This is a genomic window from Kitasatospora sp. NBC_00374, assembly GCF_041434935.1.
Classification (GTDB): domain Bacteria; phylum Actinomycetota; class Actinomycetes; order Streptomycetales; family Streptomycetaceae; genus Kitasatospora.
The window spans coordinates 3,399,990-3,424,659 of record NZ_CP107964.1 but is presented as its reverse complement, the minus strand read 5'-3'; the positions used below and the strand labels follow the sequence as shown (position 1 = coordinate 3,424,659).

Genomic DNA, 24,670 nt, shown 5'->3' with positions numbered 1-24,670 from the left:
CTCGAACGACTAACGGGACCTCGAACGACTAGAGGTGCCGAGCAGCCGAAGGGCCCCGGAGCGAGTGCTCCGGGGCCCTTCGGGTTGTCATGGGTGTCAGGCCAGCGCCTGTCGGGCGATGAAGGCCACCGCCAGCAGGGTCACCAGCAGCGCGAGCAGCGCCGCCGGGGACAGCGCGGCGAACGGGCCCTGCTGGTCCTGCAGCCGGGCGCGGTTGGCACGGCACACCGGGCAGCGGCCGTCACTCACGCGGCCGTTGCAGTTGGCGCACACCAGATGGTCGCAAGTCATGCGATCTCCTCCTTGCTGCTACTGCCAACGCACCGGACGGGGCTCTGGTTCCTCTGTTGCCCTGTGCGGGGTAGCGGCCAACCGGACCGCTCCCTCTCCACTGTGCCAGGTTCCCCTGCTTCCGGCCCCTGCTGTCCTGGGTGGGGAGTGCTGTGACATCCCTCGCAGTTTTCCGGTCAAAGGACACCAGAGGTGGACAATTCGCTGCCCTTTCGGGAGTCCGGGCCTGCGGATGTCCGGCCGGGTCGCGTATGGTCCCAAGCCAGTACTGACCGAGGAACGGCGCTGCGGGTCGAGCCTTCGGGCCTGACGTAACGATCGGGTCACGGGGGCCCCGGCCGGGCCGGTTGCCCTTCCACCTAGGATGGCCCCCGTGATGCAGCCGTGATCAGATTCGACAACGTCTCCAAGACCTATCCCAAGCAGAACCGTCCGGCCCTGGACAACGTCTCGCTGGAGATCGAGAAGGGCGAGTTCGTCTTCCTGGTCGGCTCGTCCGGCTCGGGCAAGTCCACCTTCCTGCGCCTGTGCCTGCGCGAGGAGCGGCCCAGCGTCGGCGCGGTGCACGTGCTCGGCAAGGACCTGGGCAAGCTGTCCAACTGGAAGGTGCCGCACATGCGCCGCCAGCTGGGCACCGTCTTCCAGGACTTCCGCCTGCTCCCCAACAAGACGGTGGCGCAGAACGTGGCCTTCGCCCTCGAGGTGATCGGCAAGCCCAAGAGCGCCATCGCCAAGGTGGTGCCCGAGGTGCTCGACCTGGTCGGCCTCGGCGGCAAGGAGGACCGGATGCCCGGCGAGCTCTCCGGTGGTGAGCAGCAGCGCGTGGCGATCGCCCGGGCCTTCGTGAACCGCCCGATGCTGCTGATCGCGGACGAGCCGACCGGAAACCTCGACCCGCAGAACTCGGTCGGCATCATGAAGCTGCTCGACCGGATCAACCGCACCGGCACCACGGTGCTGATGGCCACCCACGACCAGGCCATCGTCGACCAGATGCGCAAGCGCGTGATCGAGCTCGACAAGGGGCTGCTGGTCCGCGACCAGGCCCGCGGCGTCTACGGCTACCAGTCCTGAACCCCGGGACCGGCCCGACGCACACTCCGCCTGATTCGCCATACCTGCATTGACCGTGGATTGAGAGAAGCATGCGCGCCCAGTTCGTCCTGTCGGAGATCGGTGTCGGTCTCCGCCGCAACCTGACGATGACCATCGCCGTCGTCGTCAGTGTCGCGCTCTCGCTCGCCCTCGCCGGTGCCTCGCTCCTGGTCCGTGACCAGGTCAACTCGATGAAGGGCTACTGGTACGACAAGGTCGAGGTCAGCGTCTACTTCTGTACGAAGTCCGACGCCACCTCCTCCGCCCAGTGCTCGGCCGGCGCCGCCACCCAGCAGCAGATCGACGACGTCCAGGCCAGCCTGTCGAAGATGCCGCTGGTGCAGAGCTCGACCTTCGAGAGCTCGCCCGAGGCCTACAAGCGCTGGAAGGAGACCAACCCGGACAACCCGCTGCTCGCCGCCGTGGGGGCGGAGGCGATGCCGCAGTCCTGGCGGATCAAGCTGGTCGACCCGACCAAGTACGACGTGATCCAGAGCGCCTTCGCCGGCAAGCCCGGCGTGAAGTCGGTCGAGGACCAGCGGAAGATCCTGGAGAACCTGTTCGGCCTGCTGAACGGTCTGCAGACCGCCGCGTTCGTGATCATGGTGCTGATGCTCTTCGTCGCCCTGCTGCTGATCGTCAACACCGTCCGGGTGTCGGCGTTCAGCAGGCGGCGCGAGACCGGCATCATGCGCCTGGTGGGTGCCTCGAACTTCTATGTCCAGATGCCGTTCATCGCCGAGGCCGCGTTCGCCGCGCTGCTCGGTGCCGCGATGGCGTCCGGACTGCTGCTCGCCGGCCACTTCTTCGTCCAGCACTGGCTGGCCCAGCGGGTGCTGTTCATCCACTTCATCGGCCTGTCCTCGGTGTTGACGGTGATCCCGCTGCTGGTCGTGGTGGGTATGGGGATGGCCGGCATCGCCGCGTTCTTCACCCTCCGCAAGTACCTCAAGGTCTGACCGGAGGTCAGTTCCACCGCCCGCGGCCCCGGCCGGCCTGTGCGCCGTCCGGGGCTGCTGCGTACCCGACCCGTCGACTTTCGGCCACCCGGGTCCGCCGGGCGGCCTAGACTCCGGTGCATGGCACTGGCACAGCGGGTACGGCAGGGGGCCACGCTCAGCGCGGTCTTCGGTGTGGTCCTGCTGGTCGGGGCCGCTGCCGGGGCCTGGGGCGAGCCGCCGGCGGTGCCGCCGCGCACGGCCCTGTGGACGGGCGCCGAGGACCTCGCGGGAGCCGACCTCTCCCCGCTCCAGGCCGAGCAGCTGGTCGGCGCCAGCGGCGACCGCTGGGCGGCGCATCTCAGCCCGGAGGAGTACGCCGCCTTCACCGGTGGCCGCTATCGCGGTGTGGGCCTGTCGGTCGGCCGCGCCGGGGACGGCGGCACGGCCGTCTCCGAGGTGCTGCCCGGCGGCCCGGCCGCCGCGGCCGGGATCGCGGTGGGCGACCGGCTGCTGCGGATCGACGGCGCCGCGACCGACCAACTGCCCGTCACCGAGGTGGTCGCCCGGCTGCGCGGCCGGCAGGCCGGCTCCACGGTGGCGCTGGCCGTCCAGCGGGCCGACGGCCCGGTCCGGGACCTGGTGCTCGGCCGGATCGAGCTGGCCACCCGCGAGGTGGCCGTCGACCACCCGACCCCCGGTGTGGTCAGAATCGCGGTCCGGGCCTTCACCAGCGGGGTCTCCGGCCAGGTGCGGGAGGCGGCGCGCGGCGCCCACACCGTGGTGCTGGATCTGCGGGGGAACTCCGGCGGCCTGGTCGAGGAGGCGGTGGCCACCGCCTCGCTGTTCCTGGACGGCGGGCCGGTGGTCGCCTACCAGGAGCGGGGCGAGCGGCGCGAGCTCTCCGCGTCGCCGGGCGGTGACACCGCGACCCCCCTGGTGGTGCTGGTCGACGGCGGCACCATGAGCGCCGCCGAGCTGCTGGCCGGCGCCCTGCAGGACCGCTGCCGGGCCGTGCTGGTGGGCTCCCGCACCTTCGGCAAGGGCACCGTGCAGCAGCCCAGCCGGCTCGCGGACGGCTCGGTCCTGGAACTGACCGTCGGCCGCTACACCACCCCGTCCGGCCGCTCGCCCGACGGGGTCGGCCTGGTGCCGGACGTCCAGGCACAGCCGGCCGACGACCCGGGGGAGCTGGCCCTGCGGGTGCTGGCCGGTGTCGGGGCGCGCGGCTAAAGGGGCTGCCGACCGCGCCGTCGGGATGCGAGAATGATCGGCGCTATGGCAAAAGAAAAGGGACACAAGCTGGTCGCGCAGAACAAGAAGGCGCGACACGAGTACACCATCCTCGACACCTTCGAGTGCGGCATGGTGCTGACCGGTACCGAGGTGAAGTCGCTCCGCGAGGGGCGGGCCAACCTGGTGGACGGGTACGCCTACATCCAGGGCGGGGAGGCGTGGGTCGACAACCTCTTCATCCCGGAGTACACCCAGGGCACCTGGACCAACCACTCGGCACGGCGCAAGCGCAAGCTGCTGCTGCACAAGCTGGAGATCCGCAAGATCGAGTCCAAGGTCAAGGAGACCGGTCACACCCTGGTACCGCTCTCGCTCTACTTCAAGGACGGCCGGGCGAAGCTGGAGATCGCCCTGGCGGTCGGCAAGAAGCTGTACGACAAGCGGCAGACCCTGCGTGAGCAGCAGGACCGTCGTGAGTCCGACCGTGCGGTGGCCGCCGCGCGGCGGCGTCAGCGTTAATCTGCTGGACCCTCGCCGGTCACAGCGCGTACTATGGGCCCAGCATCACCGGAGGGTCCGCCCGCCGGAGCTGTTTTTCAAATCAACATGGGGATGATCGGTTTCGACAGTGTAGGTCGAAACAGGAGAAGCGAGCCGAGGAACGCGGCAATGATCTCGTAAACCATCTGTCGCAAACAAATAATCGCCAACTCTAAGCGCGATTCCCAGCAGTTCGCTCTCGCAGCCTAGTCTGCCAGAGTGAATGGGTGTCAGCCCGGGGCGTTCCCGACCCGGATCCTGGCATAATCTAGGGAACTCAACCGTCCACCCGGGCTGCGAGGGTGGATGGGAAATCAAACAGCAGCTGGGCCTGTTGGCGGCTTGTCCGCGTGACTGCCAGGGCCGAGAAAATCACAGCGGACTGCGCTCGGAGAAGTCCTGAATCTGTCGCACTGGACCCGGGTTCGATTCCCGGCATCTCCACCGCCCCATGTGCATGTGAGCCGTCCTCCACTCCGGAGGGCGGCTTTCGTGCTTCCCAGGCTCCTCACACGGGCCCGGATCGCCGGGTGAGTTGACGGTTCCTTGTCCTTCACAGTGCACAACGAGGCCGAAACCATGTCTACCTAGTGTCGATGGCAGGAAGCCACCTGCAGGCGGAGGGACACAGGATGACCACGGAAACGGCACGGCAGGGCAGATCGGGCGGACGCTGGATCCAGCAGTGGGACCCGGAGGACGGCGAATTCTGGGAGCGCACCGGTAAGCGCGTCGCGAACCGGAATCTGATCTTCTCCGTCCTCTCCGAGCACATCGGCTTCTCGATCTGGAGCCTGTGGTCGGTGATGGTGCTGTTCATGGGCAAGGCGTACCACGTCGACCCGGCGGGCAAGTTCTTCCTGGTCGCGATGCCGACACTGGTCGGCGCCTTCGTCCGGATCCCGTACACCGTCGCGGTGGCCCGGTTCGGCGGGCGGAACTGGACGGTGGCCTCGGCCCTCCTGCTGCTGCTGCCCACCCTGGCCGCGGCGTACGTGATGCACCCCGGCACCTCCTACACCACCTTCATGCTGGTGGCCGCGCTCACCGGTCTCGGCGGCGGCAACTTCGCCTCCTCGATGACCAACATCAACGCCTTCTTCCCGATGCGCCGCAAGGGCTGGGCGCTCGGCCTGAACGCCGGCGGCGGCAACATCGGCGTCCCGGTGATCCAGCTGGTCGCGCTGGCCGTCATCACCTGGGCCGGGGCCGGCCACCCCCGGCTGGTCCTGGGCATCTACCTGCCGCTGGTGATCATCGCGGCCACCTGCGCCGCACTGTTCATGGACAACCTGGCGCCGATGAAGAACGACACCGGCGCGCTGGCCGGAGTCCTGCGCGAGAAGCACACCTGGCTGATGTCGGTGCTCTACATCGGCACCTTCGGCTCCTTCATCGGCTTCTCCTTCGCCTTCGGCCTCGTCCTGCAGAACCAGTTCGGCCGCACCCCGCTGCAGGCCGCCCAGCTCACCTTCATCGGCCCGCTGCTCGGCTCGCTGATCCGCCCGCTCGGCGGCCTGCTGGCCGACCGCTGGGGAGGCGCCCGGATCACCTTCTGGAACTTCGTCGCGATGGCCGCCGCCACCGGCCTGGTCACCTACGCCTCGGCGGAGCGCTCGCTGGCGCTCTTCCTGCCCGGCTTCATCGGCCTCTTCGTCTTCGCCGGGATCGGCAACGGCTCCACCTACAAGATGATCCCGGGCATCTTCGAGGCCAAGGCCCAGGACCGGATCGCCGGCGGCGCGACCGCCGAGCAGGCGGCCGCCTGGTCGCGCCGGATGTCCGGCGCCGCGATCGGCGTGATCGGAGCGGTCGGCGCGCTCGGCGGGCTCTTCATCAACCTCGCCTTCCGGCAGTCCTTCCTGACCGCGAAGACCGGCACCCCCGCGTTCGCCTCGTTCCTGGGCGCGTACGCGGTCTGCTTCGCCCTCACCTGGGCGATCTACCTGCGCCGCCCGACCGGCAGCACGGTGACCGCGGGGACCCCGGCCCTGGCCCAGGTCTGACCCCGCCCGCGACGGCGGGCCCGCCCCTGGCCGGCGGGTCCGCCGTGGCGCCGCCCACACCCGTTCCGAGCTGCGAAACAGCGCGGAAATAAGACCGACCCCGGGGCGTGACGGCGGCACGCGACGATGTCCGTCCACCCACCCCACCCTGCGGCCCGCCCACGGGCCGCCGGGCGCACCACCAGAGGACCGTACGCCATGGCCGACCTGACCGACCGTCAGACCGCCGAGCCGGTACCCCCGCTGGCCGGCTTCACCATCGGCATCACCGCGGCCCGCCGCGCCGACGAACTCACCGCCCTGCTCCAGCGCCGCGGCGCCGCCGTCCTGCGCGGTCCGGCCCTGCGGATCGTCCCGCTCTCGGACGACACCGAACTGCTGACCGCCACCCGCACCCTGGTCGACGATCCGCCGGACATCGCGGTCGCCACCACCGGCATCGGCTTCCGCGGCTGGATCGAGGCCGCCGAGGGCTGGGGCCTGGGCGACGAGCTGAGCGACCGGCTCGGCAAGGCCGTCGTGCTGGCCCGCGGCCCCAAGGCCAAGGGCGCGATCCGCGCGGCCGGGCTGCGCGAGGCGTGGTCGCCCGAGTCGGAGTCCTCCGTCGAGGTGCTGGAGTACCTGCTGGAGCAGGGCGTGGACGGCCGCCGGATCGCCGTCCAGCTGCACGGCGCCCCGCTGCGCGGCTTCATCGACTCGCTGACCGCGGCCGGCGCCGAGGTGGTCGAGGTGCCGGTCTACCGCTGGCTGCCGCCGGTCGACCAGGGGCCGCTCGACCGGCTGCTGGACGCCTGCTGCAGCGGCTCCCTGGACGCCGTCACCTTCACCAGCGCCCCCGCCGCGATCAGCCTGCTCAACCGCGCCGCCGAACGCGGCCGCACCGAGGAACTGCTGCACGCCCTGCGCCGCGACGTACTGCCGGTCTGTGTCGGCCCGGTCACCGCGGCGCCGCTGGAGGAGCAGGACGTCCCCACCGTGTGGCCCGAGCGGATGCGGCTCGGCGCCATGGTGCAGACCCTGACCGCCGAGCTGCCCCGCCGTGCCCGCCGCCTCGCCGTCGTCGGGCACCACCTGGAGCTGCGCGGCCAGGCCGCGCTGGTCGACGGTGAGCTACGGCCCGTCCCGCCGGCCGGGATGGCCCTGCTCCGGGCGCTGGCCCGCCGCCCGGGCTGGGTGGTGCCCCGCGCCGAGCTGCTGCGGGCCCTGCCGGGCAGCGGCGGCGACGAGCACGCCGTGGAGAGCGCGATGGCCCGGCTGAGGACGGCCCTCGGCACCCCGCGGCTGATCGCCACCGTCGTCAAACGCGGCTACCGGCTGGCGGTCGACCCGGTCGCCGACCCGGGCGGCAAGTACGGCGACGAGCTGTCGGTCCACTAGGGCAGGCCCCGGTCGGGCCCCGGTCGGGCCCCGGTGCGGGCTCCGGCCGGGCGGGCAGCGGCGCGCGGGCCCGGCCCTGGGTGCCCGGGGCCGGGTGGTGGAGGCGTAGGATCATCCGTCCGCCTTTTTCCTGGAGGGCGGTCACCCTCTCCACCCGCAGGACGTACCTCAGGGGGCTCCTTGGGCGCGCACGGCTCAGCCCAGCACGACACCACCACCACCACCACCACCACCGAACCCGACACGGTCCGCGACCGTGAGATCGCGGAGGAGCAGCGGCACCTCGACACCGTCTACCACCGCCTGGAGGAGAAGCTCGCCGAGGCCGAGTACATCCTCGAGGACGCCGCCAAGCGCGTGCAGGTCGGCACCCCGGGCGCGCTCGCCGAGCGCGACGCGCAGGTCTACCGGGCCGGCGCGCACCTGCACCGGCTCAACAGCGAGTTCGAGGACTTCCTGTTCGGCCGGATCGACCTGCAGCAGGCGGACGCCCCGGAGGAGCACGGCATCCCCTCGCAGACCCCGATGGACCCGGCCGACCCGGCCGTCGCGGAGACCCTGCACATCGGCCGGCTCGGCGTGCTCGACGCCGAGTTCGGCCCGCTGGTGATCGACTGGCGGGCGCCGGCCGCCGCGCCGTTCTACCGGGCCACCCCGCTGGAGCCGGGCCGGGTGGTCCGCCGCCGGGTCATCCGCTCCAAGGGCCGCAAGGTGATCGGGGTCGAGGACGACCTGCTGCGCCCCGACCTGACACCGACCCTGAACGGCAGCGAGCTGGCGGTGGTCGGCGACGGCGCGCTGATGGCCTCGCTCGGTCGGGCCCGCAGCCACTCGATGCGGGACATCGTCTCCTCCATCCAGAAGGAGCAGGACGAGGTCATCCGGGCCCCCGCGGCCGGTGCCACCCTGGTCACCGGCGGCCCCGGCACCGGCAAGACGGCCGTCGCGCTGCACCGGGCCGCGTTCCTGCTCTACCAGGACCGCCGCCGGTACGCCGGGGGCATCCTGGTGGTCAGCCCGACCGCGCTGCTGGTCTCGTACACCGAGGGCGTGCTGCCCTCGCTGGGCGAGGAGGGCCAGGTCGCGATCCGGGCGGTCGGCAGCCTGGTCGACGGGATCGAGGCGGAGCGCTACGACACTCCCGAGGCGGCCCGGGTCAAGGGGTCGTCCAGGATGGTCCAGCTGCTGCGCCGGGCGGCCCGGGCGGCCCTGGAGCTGAACGAGCCGACCGAGCTGCGGGTCTTCGCCCGCGGCCAGGCCCTGCGGCTGGACGCGGGCCGACTGCGGGCCGTGCGCGGCAACGTGCTCGGCAGCGGCGGCACGCCGTTGAACCTGCTGCGCCCGCGGGCCCGCCGGCTGCTGCTCGACGCGCTCTGGTCGGTCGCCGTCCGGCACCTGCCGAAGCCGGTCAGCCACGCCGAGCGCGAGCAGCGCCAGGAGGAGCGGGAGTCCTTCGACGAGTACGTCTCGGACGAGGTGCCGTTCCTGGCCTTCCTGGACGCCTGGTGGCCGGCCGTCACCCCGCGCCGGGTGCTGGCCTCGATGCGGCAGACCCGGCACGTGAACCGGATCGCCCGCCGGGCGGTCACCCCGGAGGAGGCCCGGCTGCTGACGGCCTCCTGGCGTCACCTGGACGACCAGGGCCGTGGCCCGCTGTCGGCGCACGACGTGGCGCTGGTGGATGAGCTCCAGCTGCTGCTCGGCGAGGCGGCCCGTCCTAGGGCCCGCGAGGTCGACGCGGTCGACCTGCTGAGCGGTCTGGACGAGGTCACCACCTATGCCGACCGGGTGTCGCGGCAGCGGGCCGCGGTGCCGGTGGAGCGTCGTGAGTACGCGCACATCATCGTGGACGAGGCCCAGGACCTCACCCCGATGCAGTGGCGGATGATCGGCCGCCGGGCCCGGATGGCGACCTGGACCATCGTCGGCGACCCGGCGCAGAGCTCCTGGCCGCACCCGCAGGAGGCCCAGGCAGCGCTGGACGAGGTGCTGTCCGGTAAGCCGCGCCGTCGGCACACCCTGACGGTGAACTACCGCAACCCGGCCGAGATCGCCGAGGTCGCGGCCAAGGTGCTGGCGCTCGCGGCGCCCGGTACGCCGTCCCCGAGCGCGGTGCGGTCGACCGGGGTCGAGCCGCGGTTCGCCGCGGTCACCGACCCGGCGCCGGAGGCCTTCGCGGCCGCGGCCCGGGCCGAGCTGGTCCGGCTGCTGGACGAGGTGGACGGCACGGTGGCGGTGGTGGTCCCGATGGACCGCCGGGAGGAGGCGGCCGGCTGGGCCGAGGGGCTGGGCGGCCGGGTGGTGGCGCTGGGCAGCCTGGAGGCCAAGGGCCTGGAGTACGACGCGACGGTGGTCGCCGACCCGACCGGCATCGCCGGCGAGTCGGAGGCGGGCCTGCGGGTGCTGTACGTGGCGCTGACCCGCGCCACCCAGCGGCTGACCGTGCTCTCCGGCCCGGACGACCTGCCGGACGCGGCGGGGGTTCCGGCGCTCCTGCACTGAGGCTGCCGGACCCGGGCCGCCGGAGACGACGAAGGCCCCCACCGCGGTGGGGGCCTTCGTCCGACGTTGATGACACCGACCCGCCATGCTCGCCTCGCGGCAAGTGGTCGCTCGAAGCGACGAAGGTTGGGCCCGGGGGCTTGGATCGAGCCGGTGTCCTGACCAATGTAACGCATCGGCTCCTGGAACCAAGGTGCCCGCCGGCAGTTTTTCGGACGTGTGCCCAGGGCGGCGGGAGGCCCTTTTGTGGACTGTGCACAGAGCCGGAACCTTATTTCTGGGTACCCGCTGGTAGGTGCGACGATCGAGGTCTAGCATGCGCAGGGCGCGCCATTCAACAGACTGTTGAAGGCGCAGCCCGACACCCCTGAACACGGACGGAAGAAGGACGTCGATGGCGACGGTGCCAAGTGTCTCGAACTCGATCACGGTCCGGCTGGAGGTTCCGGCCACGGGCAACGCGGTGAGCTCGATCACCACCGCCGTCGAGTCCTCCGGCGGCTCGGTCACCGGCCTCGACGTGACCGCCTCCGGCCTGGAGGCGCTGCGGATCGACGTCACGGTGGCGGCCTCCTCGGTCGCGCACGGCGAGGAGATCGTCGAGAAGCTGCGGGCGATCGACGGGGTGACCATCGGGAAGGTCTCGGACCGCACCTTCCTGATGCACCTCGGCGGCAAGATCGAGATGTCGTCGAAGCTGCCGATCCGCAACCGTGACGACCTGAGCATGATCTACACCCCCGGCGTGGCCCGGGTCTGCATGGCGATCGCCGAGAACCCCGAGGACGCCCGCCGCCTCACCATCAAGCGCAACAGCGTCGCCGTGGTCACCGACGGCTCCGCGGTGCTGGGCCTGGGCAACATCGGTCCCAAGGCCGCGCTGCCGGTGATGGAGGGCAAGGCGGCCCTGTTCAAGCGCTTCGCGGGCATCGACGCGTGGCCGATCTGCCTGGACACCCAGGACGCGGACGAGATCGTGGCCATCGTCAAGGCCATCGCGCCGGGCTTCGCCGGCATCAACCTGGAGGACATCTCGGCGCCGCGCTGCTTCGAGATCGAGGCCCGGCTGCGCGAGGCCCTGGACATCCCGGTCTTCCACGACGACCAGCACGGCACCGCGATCGTGGTGCTGGCGGCGCTGACCAACGCGCTCAAGGTGGTCGGCAAGGAGATCTCCGAGATCCGCGTGGTGATGTCCGGCGCCGGGGCCGCCGGTACCGCCATCCTCAAGCTGCTGCTGGCCGCCGGCGTCGAGCACGCCACCGTGGCCGACGTGCGCGGGGTGGTCCACCAGGGCCGTGACGACCTCAACGACAGCCTGCGCTGGATCGCCGAGCACACCAACCGCTCCGGCCGCACCGGCAGCCTCAAGGAGGCCGTGGCGGGCGCCGACGTGTTCATCGGCGTCTCGGCCCCGAACCTGCTGGACGGCGACGACCTGGCCACCATGGCGGACCGCGCGATCGTCTTCGCGCTGGCCAACCCGGACCCCGAGGTCGACCCGGCCGTCGCCCGGCAGACCGCCGCCGTGGTGGCCACCGGCCGCAGCGACTTCCCGAACCAGATCAACAACGTGCTGGTCTTCCCGGGCGTGTTCCGCGGCCTGCTGGACGCCCAGAGCCACACGGTGAACACCGAGATGATGCTGGCCGCGGCCTTCGCGCTGGCCACCACCGTCGCGGACGACCAGCTGAACCCGAACTACATCATCCCCAGCGTCTTCCACCCGGACGTTGCCAAGACCGTCGCCGCGGCCGTCCGGGACGCCGCGCTGGCCGCCCGGGGCGGCGAGGAGCCGACCCCGTCGAGGCCCACGCCCGGCATCGTCGGCACCCTCGACACGGCCACTTTCCCGACCGTCGGACTCTGACCCGGGCCGGGGCTGCCGATCGGTCAAATGTCCGATTGGTGGCCCTGTCCGCCGCCGCACGCCCCGAGCCCTTGCGACACAAGGGCAGGGGCGTGTTTGGGCTTGTCGGTGCCAGGGCGTACGGTAGCCCTGCATGGGGCGGCGTGTCCGACAAGTACGGAACGTCCCCTCAGGCGTCTCGGCGAGTCGTCCCGACCGCCGCCCGCACCGGGTCACCCGGAGCCGACGGAGCGTCACAACTCCGTGGGGCGGGCGCTGTTCGGGTCAACCCCGCCGGTGCCCGATTGGCTTTCTCAGTGCCGGTCGGGGCAGGATTCGTACCAAGGCGGGCAGTTTGCGGCGCTTTGGGGTGCGAGCCCGGCCCCTGACCACCTTTCGCCTGAATGAGCACAGTGTGCGGACCAACGGCCCTCCGGGTGCCCCAGCCGGGCACCGGTGGGCCCTTGCACGCAGCAGAGCAACAGACCACAGGAGTACACATGAACCGCAGTGAGCTGGTGGCCGCGCTGGCCGAGCGCGCCGAGGTGACCCGCAAGGACGCCGACGCCGTGCTGGCCGCCTTCGCCGAGATCACGGGCGAGGTCGTCGCCAAGGGCGACGAGAAGGTCACCATCCCCGGTTTCCTGACCTTCGAGCGCACCCTCCGCGCTGCCCGCACCGCCCGTAACCCGCAGACCGGCGACCCGATCCAGATCCCGGCCGGTTACAGCGTCAAGGTCAGCGCCGGCTCGAAGCTCAAGGAAGCCGCCAAGGGCAAGTGACGCCAGGCTCCTCGGAGCCGCGCCGAACGCCACAGTGGCCGGTCCCCCTCGGGGACCGGCCACTGTGCTGTTCCAGGGCCCCTTGCGGGGCCTTCCGCCGCCGGGCGCGGGCCCGGCGGCGGACCGACGACGTACGGCCGGTCAGGCCGTGGTCACGAGCTCCTCGCTGGGCAGCTCGACGTGGGCGCCGAGGTCCCGCAGCTTCGACATGAAGTTCTCGTAGCCGCGGTTGATCAGGTCGATCCCGTGCACGGTGGAGGTGCCCTCGGCGGCCAGCGCCGCGATCAGGTACGAGAAACCGCCGCGCAGGTCGGGGATGACCAGCTCGCCGCCGAGCAGCTTGGACGGGCCGGAGACGACCGCCGAGTGCTTGAAGTTGCGGGCGCCGAAGCGGCAGGGGGTGCTGCCCAGGCACTCGCGGTAGAGCTGGATGTGCGCGCCCATCTGGTTCAGCGCGCCGGTGAAGCCGAGCCGCGACTCGTACACCGTCTCGTGGACGATGGACAGGCCGTTGGCCTGGGTCAGCGCGACCACCAGCGGCTGCTGCCAGTCGGTCTGGAAGCCGGGGTGCACGTCGGTCTCCAGGGCGATCGCCTTGAGCTCGCCGCCCGGGTGCCAGAACCGGATGCCCTCGTCGTCGACCTCGAAGGCGCCGCCGACCTTCCGGAAGGTGTTGAGGAAGGTCATCATCTCCAGCTGGCGGGCGCCGCGGACGTAGATGTCGCCCCGGGTCGCCAGCGCGGCGCACGCCCAGGAGGCGGCCTCCAGACGGTCCGGCAGGGCGCGGTGGTTGTAGCCGCCGAGCTCGTCCACACCGGTGATCAGGATGGTGCGGTCGGTGCCCATCGAGATGATCGCGCCCATCTTCTGCAGCACGCAGATCAGGTCGACGATCTCCGGCTCGATGGCCGCGTTGCGCAGCTCGGTGACGCCCTCCGCGAGCACCGCGGTGAGCAGGACCTGCTCGGTCGCGCCGACCGAGGGGAAGGGCAGCTCGATCTTGGTGCCGCGCAGCCGCTGCGGGGCGACCAGGTAGGTGCCCTGCGGGTGCTTCTCGATCGAGGCGCCGAACTGGCGCAGCACCTCGAAGTGGAAGTCGACCGGCCGGCCGCCGATGTCGCAGCCGCCCAGGCCCGGGATGAAGGCGTGGCCGAGGCGGTGCAGCAGCGGGCCGCAGAACAGGATCGGGATGCGGGAGGAGCCGGCGTGCGCGTCGATGTCGGCGACGTTGGCGCTCTCCACGTGCGAGGGGTCGAGGATGAGCTCGCCGTCCTCGTCGCCGGTCCGCACGGTCACCCCGTGCAGCTGGAGCAGGCCGCGCACCACCTTGACGTCACGGATGTCCGGGACGTTGCGCAGCCTGCTGGGGCCCTGGCCGAGCAGCGCGGCGACCATGGCCTTGGGGACCAGGTTCTTCGCACCACGGATCTGGATCTCGCCTTCGAGCGGATTACCGCCGTGGACCAGCAGGACGTCGTCGATCATCGTTCTCGCAATCCGGGTGCCGGGGGGAGGACAGGGCAGAGGCGGCGGTGGACGGACAGCTGTGGGACGGAATCCACCGCGCAAGGCGCACCACCAAACGTAGATGGTAGTAGGCGGTCGATTGGTTCCCGTGTGTCCTATAAGTGATCATGCTCCGCCGGGGTGGTCCGGGCCGTCCGATTGGGCCGTACGAGTGGGGGGTGCGGCTCGCGGAGGTTTCGTGTTGGGCGCCCCTCGCCGCCCCCGCTGCGGGATCATGTTGGGCATGACCCCGGCCCTCTCGCACACCGGCCGACTGCTCGTCGCGACGCCCGTGCTGACCGACCCCAACTTCGCGCGGGCGGTGGTACTGCTGCTCGACCACGACACGCAGGGCGCTCTCGGCGTGGTGCTGAACCGCCCCACGCCGGTCGAGGTGGCCAGCGTGCTCGACGCCTGGGCGGACCTCACCGGGCAGCCGCCGGTGATCTTCCAGGGCGGCCCGGTGGCCCTCGACTCGGCGCTCGCCATCGCGGTGGTCCCGGGTGAGGAGGGTCACGCCGAGCCGCTGGGCTGGCGGCGGGTGCACGGCGCGATCGGGCTGGTCGACCTGGAGGCCCCGCCGGAGGTCCTGGTGGGTGAGCTGGGCGCGCTGCGGGTCTTCGCCGGGTACGCGGGCTGGTCGCCCGGACAGCTGGAGACCGAGATCGCGGAGGGGGCCTGGTACCTGGCCGACTGCGAGCCGGGCGACGTCTCGTGCCCGGACCCGGACCGGCTGTGGCGCTCGGTGCTGCGCCGCCAGCGCGGGCCGCTCGCCATGCTGGCCACCTACCCGGACGATCCGACCCTCAACTGAGACCGGCCGGTCCGGGTCGCCGGGGCGCTACTGGCCCGGTTCCCGGCGGCGACCTTAGACTTGGCACTCATGAGCACTCTTGAGCCCGAGCGCGGCCTCGGCACCGGCACCCTGGTCGAGCCCGTCCCGCAGGTGTCGCACGGCGACGGCGACCACGAGCGCTTCGCGCACTACGTCCAGAAGGACAAGATCATGGAGAGCGCGCTCTCCGGCAGCCCGGTGGTCGCGCTCTGCGGCAAGGTCTGGGTCCCGGGCCGCGACCCCAAGAAGTACCCGGTGTGTCCGATGTGCAAGGAGATCTTCGAGGGTCTCGGCTCGGACAAGGGCGGCGACGACCAGCAGGGCTGAGTCGCGCATTGGTCTATGCCACTTGGGTGGCCGCGGGGCAGGATGAGGCGCATGGACCTCATTCCTGCCCCGACCCGCCTGCACGAGTGGGACCGCCACGAGTGGACGTTCGAGCTCACCGCGACCAGCCGGATCGGCGCCGACCACGGCGCCGAGGGCGTGGCCCGCTGGCTGCGCTCCGAACTCTCGGCGGCCACCGGCTTCACCTTCGACGCCTGCGCGGCGCAGCAGGCCACCCAGTCCGCGAACTCGATCACCCTCTCGTTCGACGAGCGGCTGCGCGCCGAGCGCGGGCGTGAGGCCTACACGATCACCGTCGACGTCTACGGTGCCCGGCTGGCGGGCGGCGGACGCCCGGGGCTGTTCTACGCCGCGCAGACCCTGCGCCAGCTGCTCGGGCCCAGGGCCTTCCGCAGGGCCCCGATCCCGGGCGAGCCGTGGAAGATCCAGAGCGTCACGATCGAGGACGCGCCCCGGTTCGGCTGGCGCGGTGTGCTGCTGGACGTCTCCCGGCACTTCCTGCCCAAGGCGGACGTGCTGCGCTTCGTCGACCAGCTGGCCGCGCACAAGCTCAACGTGCTGCACCTGCACCTGACCGACGACCAGGGCTGGCGGATCGAGATCGAGCGCTACCCGAGGCTCACCGAGGTCGGCGCCTGGCGGGAGCGCTCGATGGTCGGCTTCCGGGCCGGCGAGCGCCGCGACGACCGCCCGCACGGCGGCTACTACACCAAGGACGACCTGCGCGAGATCGTCGCGTACGCGGCCAAGCGGCACATCACCGTCGTCCCCGAGATCGACCTGCCCGGCCACTCGCAGGCCGCCATCGCCGCCTACCCCGAGCTGGGCAACACCGACGTGGTGGACACCGCCGCGCTCGGGGTGTGGACGGACTGGGGGGTGAACCCCAATGTGCTGAACGTCTCCGAACGGACCCTGCGCTTCTTCGAGGGGGTCCTGGAGGAGGTGCTGGAGGTCTTCCCGTCCGAGTTCGTCCACCTCGGCGGTGACGAGTGCCCCAAGGACCAGTGGCGGGCCAGCGCGGCCGCCCAGGCCCGGATCAAGGAGCTCGGGCTCGCCGACGAGGACGGGCTGCAGAGCTGGTTCATCCGGCACTTCGACCGCTGGCTGGCCGAGCGCGGGCGCCGGCTGATCGGCTGGGACGAGATCCTCGAGGGCGGGCTCGCCCCCGGCGCCGCGGTCTCCTCCTGGCGCGGGTACGCGGGCGGGGTCGCCGCGGCCGAGGCCGGGCACGACGTGGTGATGTGCCCCGAGCAGTACGTCTACCTGGACCACCGCCAGGCGGCCGGCGAGGACGAGCCGATCCCGGTCGGCTACGTGCGCTCGCTGGAGGACGTCTACCGGTTCGAGCCGGTGCCGGCCGGGCTCGGGGCCGAGGCGGCTGCCCACGTGCTGGGCGCGCAGGCCAACCTGTGGACCGAGTTCATGGACGACGCCCGGGACGTCGACTACCGGGCCTTCCCCCGGCTGGCGGCCTTCGCCGAGGTCGTCTGGTCGGCGCTGCCGGCCGATCCGGCGGACCGGGACTTCGCGGACTTCGAACGCCGGATGGCCGCCCACTACCCGCGGTTGGACGCGCTCGGGGTGGAGTACCGGCGGCCCGAGGGGCCGCGTCCGTGGCAGCGCAGGCCCGGGGTCCTCGGCCGCCCGGTCGACGGTCGGCCGCCGGCGCTCTGAGCCCCGCCCCCGGCGGACGGACGTGCGGCTGCCGGACCTCCGTGTGACCGGTCGGCGGGAGCTGCCGGCCGGTCACCCCCGGGTCCGGGGAGGGATGGTTGATCGTATCCACACCAAATCGTTGCGAGACCTTGAGGATGGCCCGGCCGGGCGGTGCCGGACGGGGTGGCGGGCCCGATGAACAAGGGCCGGCGGGGGTGGAGCGGGAACTCCGCGGCGATCGTCAGCGTCAAGATCAGGTGAACAGTCGAACGAGTGCGGGCGGGATCGGATCGACTTATGCCCGGACTTGTCCGAGATTTCGGCCGATGCCTCGCGACCCGGGAAATGATCACCAAACTTTGTGTGCCAGAGTTGCCCAACCCGGCCCGATCGCCCGTACCCTACGGGCCAGGTCGCACCGCCCGCAGGCACCCCGGCCGAACACCGGGGGAGCTGGGCAGTTGATGAGCAAGTGGAGCACGGTGGAATCCTGGTGAACCGGACGATCATGCTGCCGGCCTCGGTCGACGAGGCTGTCGAGGCGCTGGCCGCCACCCCGGGCGCGGTGCCGGTGGCCGGTGCCACCGACCTGATGGAGGCCGTCAACGCCGGACGGCTCCGCCCCGCCGCCCTGATCGGCCTCGGCCGGATCACCGAACTGCGCGGCTGGCGCTACGAGGACGGCGGCACCGCCGTACTCGGCGCCGGGCTGACCCACGCCCGGATGGACCGCCCCGACTTCGCCGCGCTCATCCCCGCGCTCGCCGACGCCGCCCGCACCGCGGGCCCCCCGCAGGTCCGCAACGTCGGCACCCTCGGCGGCAACCTGGCCACCGCCGCCGCCACCGGCGACACCCTCCCGGTGCTCGCCGCCCTGGAGGCCACCGCCACCCTCGCCCGGGCCGGCGGCACCCGCGAAGTACCCGTCAGCCACCTGCTCACCGGCCTCGACCCGATCCGCCCGGGCGAACTGCTCACCTGGGTCCGGGTCCCGCTGCTGCACGCCCCGCAGGTCTTCCTCAAGTCCACCGGCCGCAGCGGCCCGGCCCGCGCCACCGCCTCCGTCGCCCTGGTCCTCGACCCCGCCCGCCGCGCGGTCCGCTGCGCCGTCGGCGCCGTCGCCCCGGTACCGCTGCGCCCGCTGGAGGCCGAGGCCTGGGTGGCCGGCTGCATCGACTGGGACGCCCGCAACGAGGAGGGCGCCACCACCATCGACCCCGCCGCCCTGGCGGCCTTCGGCGAGTACGTCGCCGGGGCCTGCATCCCCGACGGCGCCCTGGAGGGCGTGGGCGAGGGGCCGAGCGCCGCCGCCGTCCGGCTGCGGCGTACCGTGGCGGTACTGGCCCGCCGGGCACTTGGAAGGGCGCTGAAGTGACGGACCACCCGACGACCGAGCAGCCGACCGGGCAGCCGACCGTACTCGGCGGCGACGTGCGCCCCTGCGCCTCCTACACACTCCGGGTCAACGGCTTCGAACGGCCCGTCACCGACGCCTGGATCGGCGAGAGCCTGCTCTACGTGCTGCGCGAGCGGCTCGGCCTGGCCGGCGCCAAGGGCGGCTGCGAACAGGGCGAGTGCGGCGCCTGCTCGGTCCAGGTGGACGGCCAGCTGGTGGCCGGCTGCCTGGTACCCGCGGCACTCGCCGCCGACAGCGAGATCGCCACCGTCGAAGGCCTCTCCGAGGCCGGCGGCCCCAGCGACGTCCAGCGGGCGCTGGCCGAGTCCGGTGCCGTCCAGTGCGGCTACTGCACCCCGGGCCTCGCGATGGCCGTGCACGACCTGCTCCAGCGCAACCACCGGCCCAGCGACGTCGAGGCCCGCCAGGCGCTCTGCGGCAACCTCTGCCGCTGCACCGGCTACCGGGGCGTGCTGGCCGCCGTCCAGACCGTCGCCGACCAGCGCGAGGCGGAACTCGAGGCCGAGGCCGAGTCCGCCGCCCAGGCCGGCTCCGAGCCGCAGACCCCGGCCCAGCAGCCGCCGCCGGCCGCCACGCAGTCCGCCGCCGACCTCCCGCTGGCCGGCGAACTCCCGCTGTACGCCGACTCCGAGCTGTGGGTGGAGGCCGAGCAGTTCCAGCCCGACCGGCCCACCGCCGTCGGCACCGGCGTGTACAGCACCACCCACCACAACGGCGGCTACGAGACCGGCGGGCACCCGCAGGCCCCGGACCCGGCCGACTACGAGACCGGCAGCTACCCCGTCGTACCGCCGCAGCCCACCGGGTACGACACCGGCTACCACCCGGCCCCCGGTCACGAGCCCACCCCGGCGCACGGCACCGCGCACGACGGCCCCGGCCACGACACCACCCCCGCCCACGGCACCCCGTACCTGCCCACCCCCCCGCACGGCACCGGGCACCCCGCACCCGGCTACCGGCCCGCCGGCTACCCGGACTACCCGGACTACCCGGCACCCGGCTTCGAGCCCGGCGCGTACGACCCGGGCGCCTTCGAGGCCGGCGGCTACGAGGGCACGGTCTACGAGAACCCGGCCTACGACGGCTCCGGCTACGACGGCACCACCCCCGCCCACGGGATCCTCCTCCCTGAGGACAGGAACGCATGAGCTCGCCCACCGACCTCGCGCCGGCCCCCGCCCCCGCGCCCGCACCCGCCGAGGACGGCCCGGCCCCCGAACCCTTCGGCCTGGGCAGCTCGCCCCTGCGCACCGACGCCCTCCCCAAGGCGCTCGGCATCTACCCGTACGCCGCCGACCTCTGGGCCGAGGGACTGCTCTGGGGGGCCGTGCTGCGCTCCCCGTACCCGCACGCCCGGATCGTCGCCGTCGACACCTCGGCCGCGCTGGCCGTCCCCGGCGTCCACGCCGTGGTCACCGCCGCCGACCTGCCGGCCGGACCCGACGGCAGCGCCGACGGCGCCCCGCACGGCCCGATCGTCGCCGACCGGCCGATCCTCGCCGCCGGCGTCGTCCGCCACCACGGCGAACCGGTCGCCGCAGTCGCCGCCGACCACCCCGACACCGCCCGGCTGGCCGCCTCGCTCGTCCTGGTGGAGTACGAGCCGCTGGAGGCCGTCACCGACCCCGAGGCCGCGTTCAACGCCCCCCCGCTGCACCCCGACGGCAACCTCTTCCGCCACCTGCCGCTGCGCACCGGCGACCCGGAGGCCGTCGGCGAGGTCGTGGTCGAGGGGCTCTACCAGGTCGGCCGTCAGGACCCGGCGCCGATCGGCGCCGAGGCCGGCCTCGCGGTGCCCCGCCCCGACGGCGGTGTCGAACTGCACCTGTCCACCACCGACCCGCACGGCGACCGCGACCGCACCGCCGCCTGCCTCGGCCTCGAACCGGACCGGGTCCGGCTGGTCGTCACCGGCGTGCCCGGCGCCACCGCCGACCGCGAGGACCTCTCCTTCCAGGTCACCCTCGCCCTGCTCGCGCTGCGCACCGGCCGCCCGGTGAAGATGACCCTCACCCGCGAGGAGTCCTTCCAGACCCACACCACCCGCCACCCGGCACTGCTGCGCTACCGCCACCACGCCGACGCCGAGGGCCGGCTGGTCAAGGTCGAGGCGCAGATCCTGCTCGACGGCGGCGCCTACGCCGACGTCTCCTCGGAGGCGCTGGCCGCCGCCACCGCCTTCTCGGTCGGGCCGTACGTCTGCCCCAACGTCTTCGTCGACGCCTGGGCCGTGCGCACCAACAACCCGCCGGCCGGCCGGATGCGCGGCGAGGGCGCCCTGCAGGCCTGCTTCGCCTACGAGTCCCAGCTCGACCAGCTGGCCGCCCGGACCGGCATCGACCCGCTGGAGATCCGCCGCCGCAACGCGATGACCACCGGCGACCCGCTGCCCACCGGACAGTCCGTCACCTGCCCCGCCCCGGTCACCGCCCTGCTGGAGGCCATCGCCGAGCAGCCGCTGCCGGCCCTCCCGGTCGACGACCCGGAGGCCGACTGGCTGCTGCCCGGCGGCCCCGGCGGCGCGGGCGACCCCGGAGCCGTCCGGCGCGGCATCGGCTACGCGGTCGGCCTGGTGCACATGCTCGGCGCCGAGGGCGAGGACGAGGTCTCCACCGCGACCGTCCGGGTCAGCGGCGACCACGCCACGGTGATCTGCGCCGCCGTCGACTCGGGTCAGGGCTTCGCCACCCTCGCCCGGCAGATCGTGCAGTCCGTGCTCGGTGTCAGCGAGGTCTACATCGCGCCCGTCGACAGCGACCAGTCCGGCGCCGGGCCCTCCGCCCGCGGCCGGCACACCTGGGTCTCCGGCGGCGCCGTCGAGCGCGCCGCGCTGATGGTCCGGCACCAGATGCTGCAGCCGATCGCCGCGAACTTCGGCATGTCGGTGGAGCTGCTCACCATCTCCGACGGCAAGATCACCTCCTACGACGGCGTACTCGGCATGCCGGTCGGGGAGGCGCTGGAGGGCCGCGAGCTGTGGGCCACCGCCCAGTGCCGCCCGCACCCGACCGAACCGCTCGACGAGGCCGGCCAGGGCGACGCCTTCGTCTCGATCGCGTTCTGCGCGATGCGCGCCGTGGTCGACGTCGACATCGAGCTCGGCGCCGTCCGGGTGGTCGACGTGACGGTGGCCCAGGACGTCGGCCGGGCGCTCAACCCGCGCCAGATCGAGGACCGGATCGAGGCCGGGGTCGCCCAGGGCGTCGGCCTGGCCTTGCTGGAGGACCTGCGGACCGAGGGCGGCCGGCTGGTCAACCCCTCGCTCACCGGCTACCGGCTGCCCACCGCCCTCGACACCCCGGACATCCGGATCGCCGCCCTGCTGGAGGAGCGCGACGTGGTCGCCACCTTCGGCGCCAAGGCCGTCAGCGCCGCGCCCGCCGTGGTCGCCCCGGCCGCCGTCGCCGCCGCCGTACGGGCCGCCACCGGCCTGCCGGTCGGCCGCCTGCCGATCCTGCCCGAGGACGCCATCGTCGGCTGACGACGCGGCCGGGGCCCGCTCCGCCCCGGCCGGTACCATCGCCCTTCCGGGCGTGGGGCGGGCGAGGGGGGACGGGACGATGGGGTTGTTCGGCAGGGCTCGGCGGTCGGCCGGTGCCGTACTGCTGGCCGGGACGGCGCTGGTCGCCGGTGCGCCGGTGGCCACCGCCGACGACCTGCGTGACGAGCAGTGGGCCAACGAGTACTTCAAGGTCGACCAGGTCTGGCAGGTGACCAGGGGCGAGGGCGTCACCGTCGCGGTCATCGACAGCGGCGTCGACGCGGGCCACCCGGACCTCACCGGCCAGGTCCTCCCCGGCTACGACCCCGGCGGCAAGGGCCTCAACACCAAGCCGGCCGACCCGCACGGCACCAGCATGGCCAGCCTGATCGCCGGACACGGCCACGGCGCCGGCGGTGGGGCGGGCGTGGTCGGCCTCGCCCCGGGGGCGAGGATCCTCCCGATCTACAAGGACGACGCCCGCGGCTACGACGCCGTACCCGACGGCATCCGCTGGGCCGTCGACCACGGCGCCAAGGTGATCAACATCTCGCTGGGCGGCAAGGACGGCGCCAGCCGCGCCCTCAGCCAGGCCGTCGCGTACGCGGTGAGGAAGGACGTCCTGATCGTCGCCGCCGCGGGCAACGAGGGGGAGGCCCGCGTCATGAGCCCCGCCGACAGCCCCGGCGTGCTCGCGGTGTCGGCCGTCGACCGGCGGCTCGACGTGTGGGCCGAGTCCAGCTTCGGCCCGCAGATCATGCTGGCCGCCCCCGGCGTCGGCATCGTGGCCGCCGGCTCCTGCGACGAGCAGCAGTACTGCGTCGGCGAAGGCACCTCCGACGCCACCGCCTACGTCTCCGGCGCGGCAGCCCTGGTCCGCGCCAAGTACCCCGACCTGACCGCCGGCCAGGTCGCCGCCCGCCTGGTCGCATCCGCCCTCGTCACCCCCGGCCTCCAGGGTGCCCACCTGCCCGACCAGCGCTACGGCTACGGCATCCTGCGCCCCTACGAGGCCCTCACCCAGACGATCCCGCCCGGCCCCGCCGAAGGCCCGCTCGCCCGCCCGGTCGCCGCCGACACCACCGCCGCACCCGGCGCCACCACCGGCCGCCACCACGCGGCGCCGGTCGGCGGGGCGTCAGCCTCCGGCGGAGGACTGTCACTCGGACTGCTGTATCTCGCGATACCCGCCGCGATCGTCGCCGTCCCCGCCCTCCTGCGCCGACTGCGGGCCCGTACGCCCACCCCGGAGCCCTTCGCCCCACCCCGGGACACCGGCCCGCACCACCCCTGAGCCCGCGTCAGCGGCCCTCCTCCCGCCACCGATCGCCGGGGGTGCTGCACACGTCACGTGGTCGGGCGATACGATCGAACGGCCCGGCCTGATGGGGGCCATTGCGAGACACGGGTAGCGGTAGCCGACTGACGGGGTGCTGATGACGCTGACCAGAGCCATGCGAGTACTGGGCGCCACGGCGCTCACCGGTGCACTAGTCCTGTCCGCCGCACCGACCGCATCGGCGGACCAGGTGCGGGACGCCCAGTGGGCCGCCAAGTACCTTCAGATCGAGAAGGCCTGGACGGTCAGCAAGGGCGACGGGGTGATCGTCGCGGTCATCGACAGCGGTGTGGACGCCTCGCACGCCGACCTGACGGGGCAGGTGCTTCCCGGCTTCGACCCGGGCGGCAAGGGGCGTGACCAGCACCCGACGGATCCGCACGGCACGGGCATGGCTGGCACCATCGCCGGTCACGGGCACGGGAACGGTGCCGGCGTGATCGGCCTCGCCCCGGGCGCGAAGATCTTGCCGATCTACCTGAACAACGCGGACGACAGCGACGCGCTCCCGCAGGGCATTCGCTGGGCGGTCGAGCACGGCGCGAAGGTCATCAACGTCTCGGCGGGCAGCTCTGCCAAGGCAGGCGGAAACGCGGCGCTTACCGACGCCATCGCGTTCGCGGCCAAGAGTGACGTCCTGATCGTGGCCTCGGCGGGCAACACCGGCCTGAGCGGGGTTCACAACCCGGGCAACGAACCGGGTGTCATCGCCGTGGGCGCGGTGGACAAGACCGGCACGGTCTGGCGCAAGTCGAACTTCGGTCCCGAGGTTCTGCTGTCCGCCCCGGGCGTGGAGATGGTCAGCCCGGGCGCGTGCGAGGGCAGCCAGTACTGCCTCGCGGACGGCACGTCCGACGCGGCCGCCTCGGTCTCCGGCGCCGCCGCGCTCGTCCGGGCCAAGTTCCCGCAGTTGACGGCGGGCCAGGTTGCGAACCGGCTGGTGAAGTCGGCCCAGGCTCCGGCAGCCGCGGGAGGCAAGCTGCCCGACGCGCACTACGGCTACGGAATTCTGAGGCCCTACGAGGCCCTGACACAGGACATCGCGGCCGGCCCCGAGCAGGGGCCGCTGGCCAAGGCCGGTGGTAGCGCGGCCACGGGTGCGGCCACGGGCGCCCCGTCCTCCGCGGGGAAGCCGGCAGCCGGATCCCCGCTGCCGGAACTGCCGGGGGCGCTGCCGGCGAAGAAGTCCGGGTCCGGTATCCCGGTGCTCGCCCTGGTGGGCGGAGCGGCTGCCCTGGTCGTGGTTATTGTGGTGATCGTGGTGCTGACGAGGCGTGGCCGCCGTGCTCCGGCCGTCGGCGTCCCGCCGCAGGCCGCAGGCCCGTACGGCGGTGCCCCCGGGTGGGCGCCGCCCCAGCAGCCGTATGCGAACCAGGCTCCGCCGCCGGGCTTTCCGCCTCACCAGCCTCCTCAGCAACCGCAGTACAACCCGTACAACCAGGACGGCGGACAACAGCGCTGAGGAT

Annotated in this window: 19 protein-coding genes and 1 other RNA gene; 18 read left to right on the top strand and 2 right to left on the bottom strand. The window is 72.7% G+C overall.

Features of this window, described 5'->3' with window-relative positions:
- Positions 1-96 precede the first annotated feature (96 nt).
- On the bottom strand, positions 97-291 hold the full coding sequence (locus tag OG871_RS15310; RefSeq protein ID WP_371497326.1) for a hypothetical protein: 195 nt from the start codon (positions 289-291) through the stop codon (positions 97-99).
- 384 nt (positions 292-675) lie between these two features.
- On the opposite strand from OG871_RS15310, the gene ftsE reads away from it, so the two are divergent.
- From ftsE to OG871_RS15260, 10 genes are all read left to right on the top strand, one after another.
- Positions 676-1,365 carry a cell division ATP-binding protein FtsE gene (ftsE, locus tag OG871_RS15305; protein ID WP_100889970.1) on the top strand — a complete coding sequence of 230 codons (690 nt, stop codon included), beginning with the start codon at positions 676-678 and terminating at the stop codon, positions 1,363-1,365.
- 71 nt (positions 1,366-1,436) lie between these two features.
- Entirely contained in the window at positions 1,437-2,345 is a 909-nt protein-coding gene (ftsX, locus tag OG871_RS15300; RefSeq protein WP_371497324.1) for a permease-like cell division protein FtsX, read from the top strand.
- Positions 2,346-2,465: 120 nt separating this feature from the next.
- Positions 2,466-3,557, top strand: coding sequence for a S41 family peptidase (locus OG871_RS15295; protein ID WP_371497323.1), 1,092 nt, complete (start codon positions 2,466-2,468; stop codon positions 3,555-3,557).
- A gap of 45 nt (positions 3,558-3,602) precedes the next feature.
- Positions 3,603-4,079, top strand: coding sequence for an SsrA-binding protein SmpB (gene smpB, locus OG871_RS15290; RefSeq protein ID WP_371497322.1), 477 nt, complete (start codon positions 3,603-3,605; stop codon positions 4,077-4,079).
- An 89-nt stretch (positions 4,080-4,168) separates the two neighbouring features.
- Positions 4,169-4,547: a transfer-messenger RNA gene (gene ssrA / locus OG871_RS15285) on the top strand.
- A 185-nt stretch (positions 4,548-4,732) separates the two neighbouring features.
- Positions 4,733-6,106 carry a nitrate/nitrite transporter gene (locus OG871_RS15280; protein WP_371497321.1) on the top strand — a complete coding sequence of 458 codons (1,374 nt, stop codon included), beginning with the start codon at positions 4,733-4,735 and terminating at the stop codon, positions 6,104-6,106.
- A gap of 198 nt (positions 6,107-6,304) precedes the next feature.
- On the top strand, positions 6,305-7,483 hold the full coding sequence (locus tag OG871_RS15275; protein WP_371497319.1) for a uroporphyrinogen-III synthase: 1,179 nt from the start codon (positions 6,305-6,307) through the stop codon (positions 7,481-7,483).
- A 180-nt stretch (positions 7,484-7,663) separates the two neighbouring features.
- Positions 7,664-9,985 (top strand): UvrD-helicase domain-containing protein, encoded by a 2,322-nt coding sequence (locus OG871_RS15270; RefSeq protein ID WP_371497318.1) that lies wholly within the window; start codon positions 7,664-7,666, stop codon positions 9,983-9,985.
- A gap of 394 nt (positions 9,986-10,379) precedes the next feature.
- Complete coding sequence (locus OG871_RS15265; protein ID WP_371497317.1) at positions 10,380-11,855, top strand: NAD-dependent malic enzyme; 1,476 nt, start codon at positions 10,380-10,382, stop codon at positions 11,853-11,855.
- Positions 11,856-12,334: 479 nt separating this feature from the next.
- Positions 12,335-12,616 (top strand): HU family DNA-binding protein, encoded by a 282-nt coding sequence (locus tag OG871_RS15260; protein ID WP_033823863.1) that lies wholly within the window; start codon positions 12,335-12,337, stop codon positions 12,614-12,616.
- 141 nt (positions 12,617-12,757) lie between these two features.
- Here the strand turns inward: OG871_RS15260 and murA are convergent, their stop codons facing one another.
- Entirely contained in the window at positions 12,758-14,101 is a 1,344-nt protein-coding gene (murA, locus tag OG871_RS15255) for a UDP-N-acetylglucosamine 1-carboxyvinyltransferase (protein ID WP_371497316.1), read from the bottom strand.
- 256 nt (positions 14,102-14,357) lie between these two features.
- Between murA and OG871_RS15250 the strand changes: the two genes are divergently transcribed.
- The 8 genes from OG871_RS15250 to OG871_RS15215 all read left to right on the top strand — a co-directional run bounded on the left by OG871_RS15250 (position 14,358) and on the right by OG871_RS15215 (position 24,666).
- Positions 14,358-14,936 (top strand): YqgE/AlgH family protein, encoded by a 579-nt coding sequence (locus tag OG871_RS15250; RefSeq protein WP_371497315.1) that lies wholly within the window; start codon positions 14,358-14,360, stop codon positions 14,934-14,936.
- A gap of 69 nt (positions 14,937-15,005) precedes the next feature.
- Positions 15,006-15,284, top strand: a complete 279-nt coding sequence (locus tag OG871_RS15245) for a DUF3039 domain-containing protein (protein WP_371497313.1) — start codon at positions 15,006-15,008, stop codon at positions 15,282-15,284.
- 51 nt (positions 15,285-15,335) lie between these two features.
- Entirely contained in the window at positions 15,336-16,982 is a 1,647-nt protein-coding gene (locus OG871_RS15240; protein ID WP_371497312.1) for a beta-N-acetylhexosaminidase, read from the top strand.
- Positions 16,983-17,472: 490 nt separating this feature from the next.
- Positions 17,473-18,339: a xanthine dehydrogenase family protein subunit M gene (locus OG871_RS15235; protein WP_371503320.1), complete on the top strand. Its 867-nt coding sequence runs from the start codon at positions 17,473-17,475 to the stop codon at positions 18,337-18,339.
- Positions 18,336-19,532 carry a (2Fe-2S)-binding protein gene (locus tag OG871_RS15230; RefSeq protein ID WP_371497311.1) on the top strand — a complete coding sequence of 399 codons (1,197 nt, stop codon included), beginning with the start codon at positions 18,336-18,338 and terminating at the stop codon, positions 19,530-19,532. The genes OG871_RS15235 and OG871_RS15230 overlap by 4 nt, the downstream gene beginning before the upstream one ends.
- Positions 19,529-21,865: a xanthine dehydrogenase family protein molybdopterin-binding subunit gene (locus OG871_RS15225; RefSeq protein WP_371497310.1), complete on the top strand. Its 2,337-nt coding sequence runs from the start codon at positions 19,529-19,531 to the stop codon at positions 21,863-21,865. Before OG871_RS15230 ends, OG871_RS15225 begins: the two co-directional genes overlap by 4 nt.
- Positions 21,866-21,944: 79 nt before the next feature.
- Positions 21,945-23,159, top strand: coding sequence for a S8 family serine peptidase (locus OG871_RS15220; protein WP_371497309.1), 1,215 nt, complete (start codon positions 21,945-21,947; stop codon positions 23,157-23,159).
- Between the two features lie 142 nt (positions 23,160-23,301).
- Entirely contained in the window at positions 23,302-24,666 is a 1,365-nt protein-coding gene (locus OG871_RS15215) for a S8 family serine peptidase (RefSeq protein ID WP_371497308.1), read from the top strand.
- Positions 24,667-24,670: the final 4 nt, after the last annotated feature.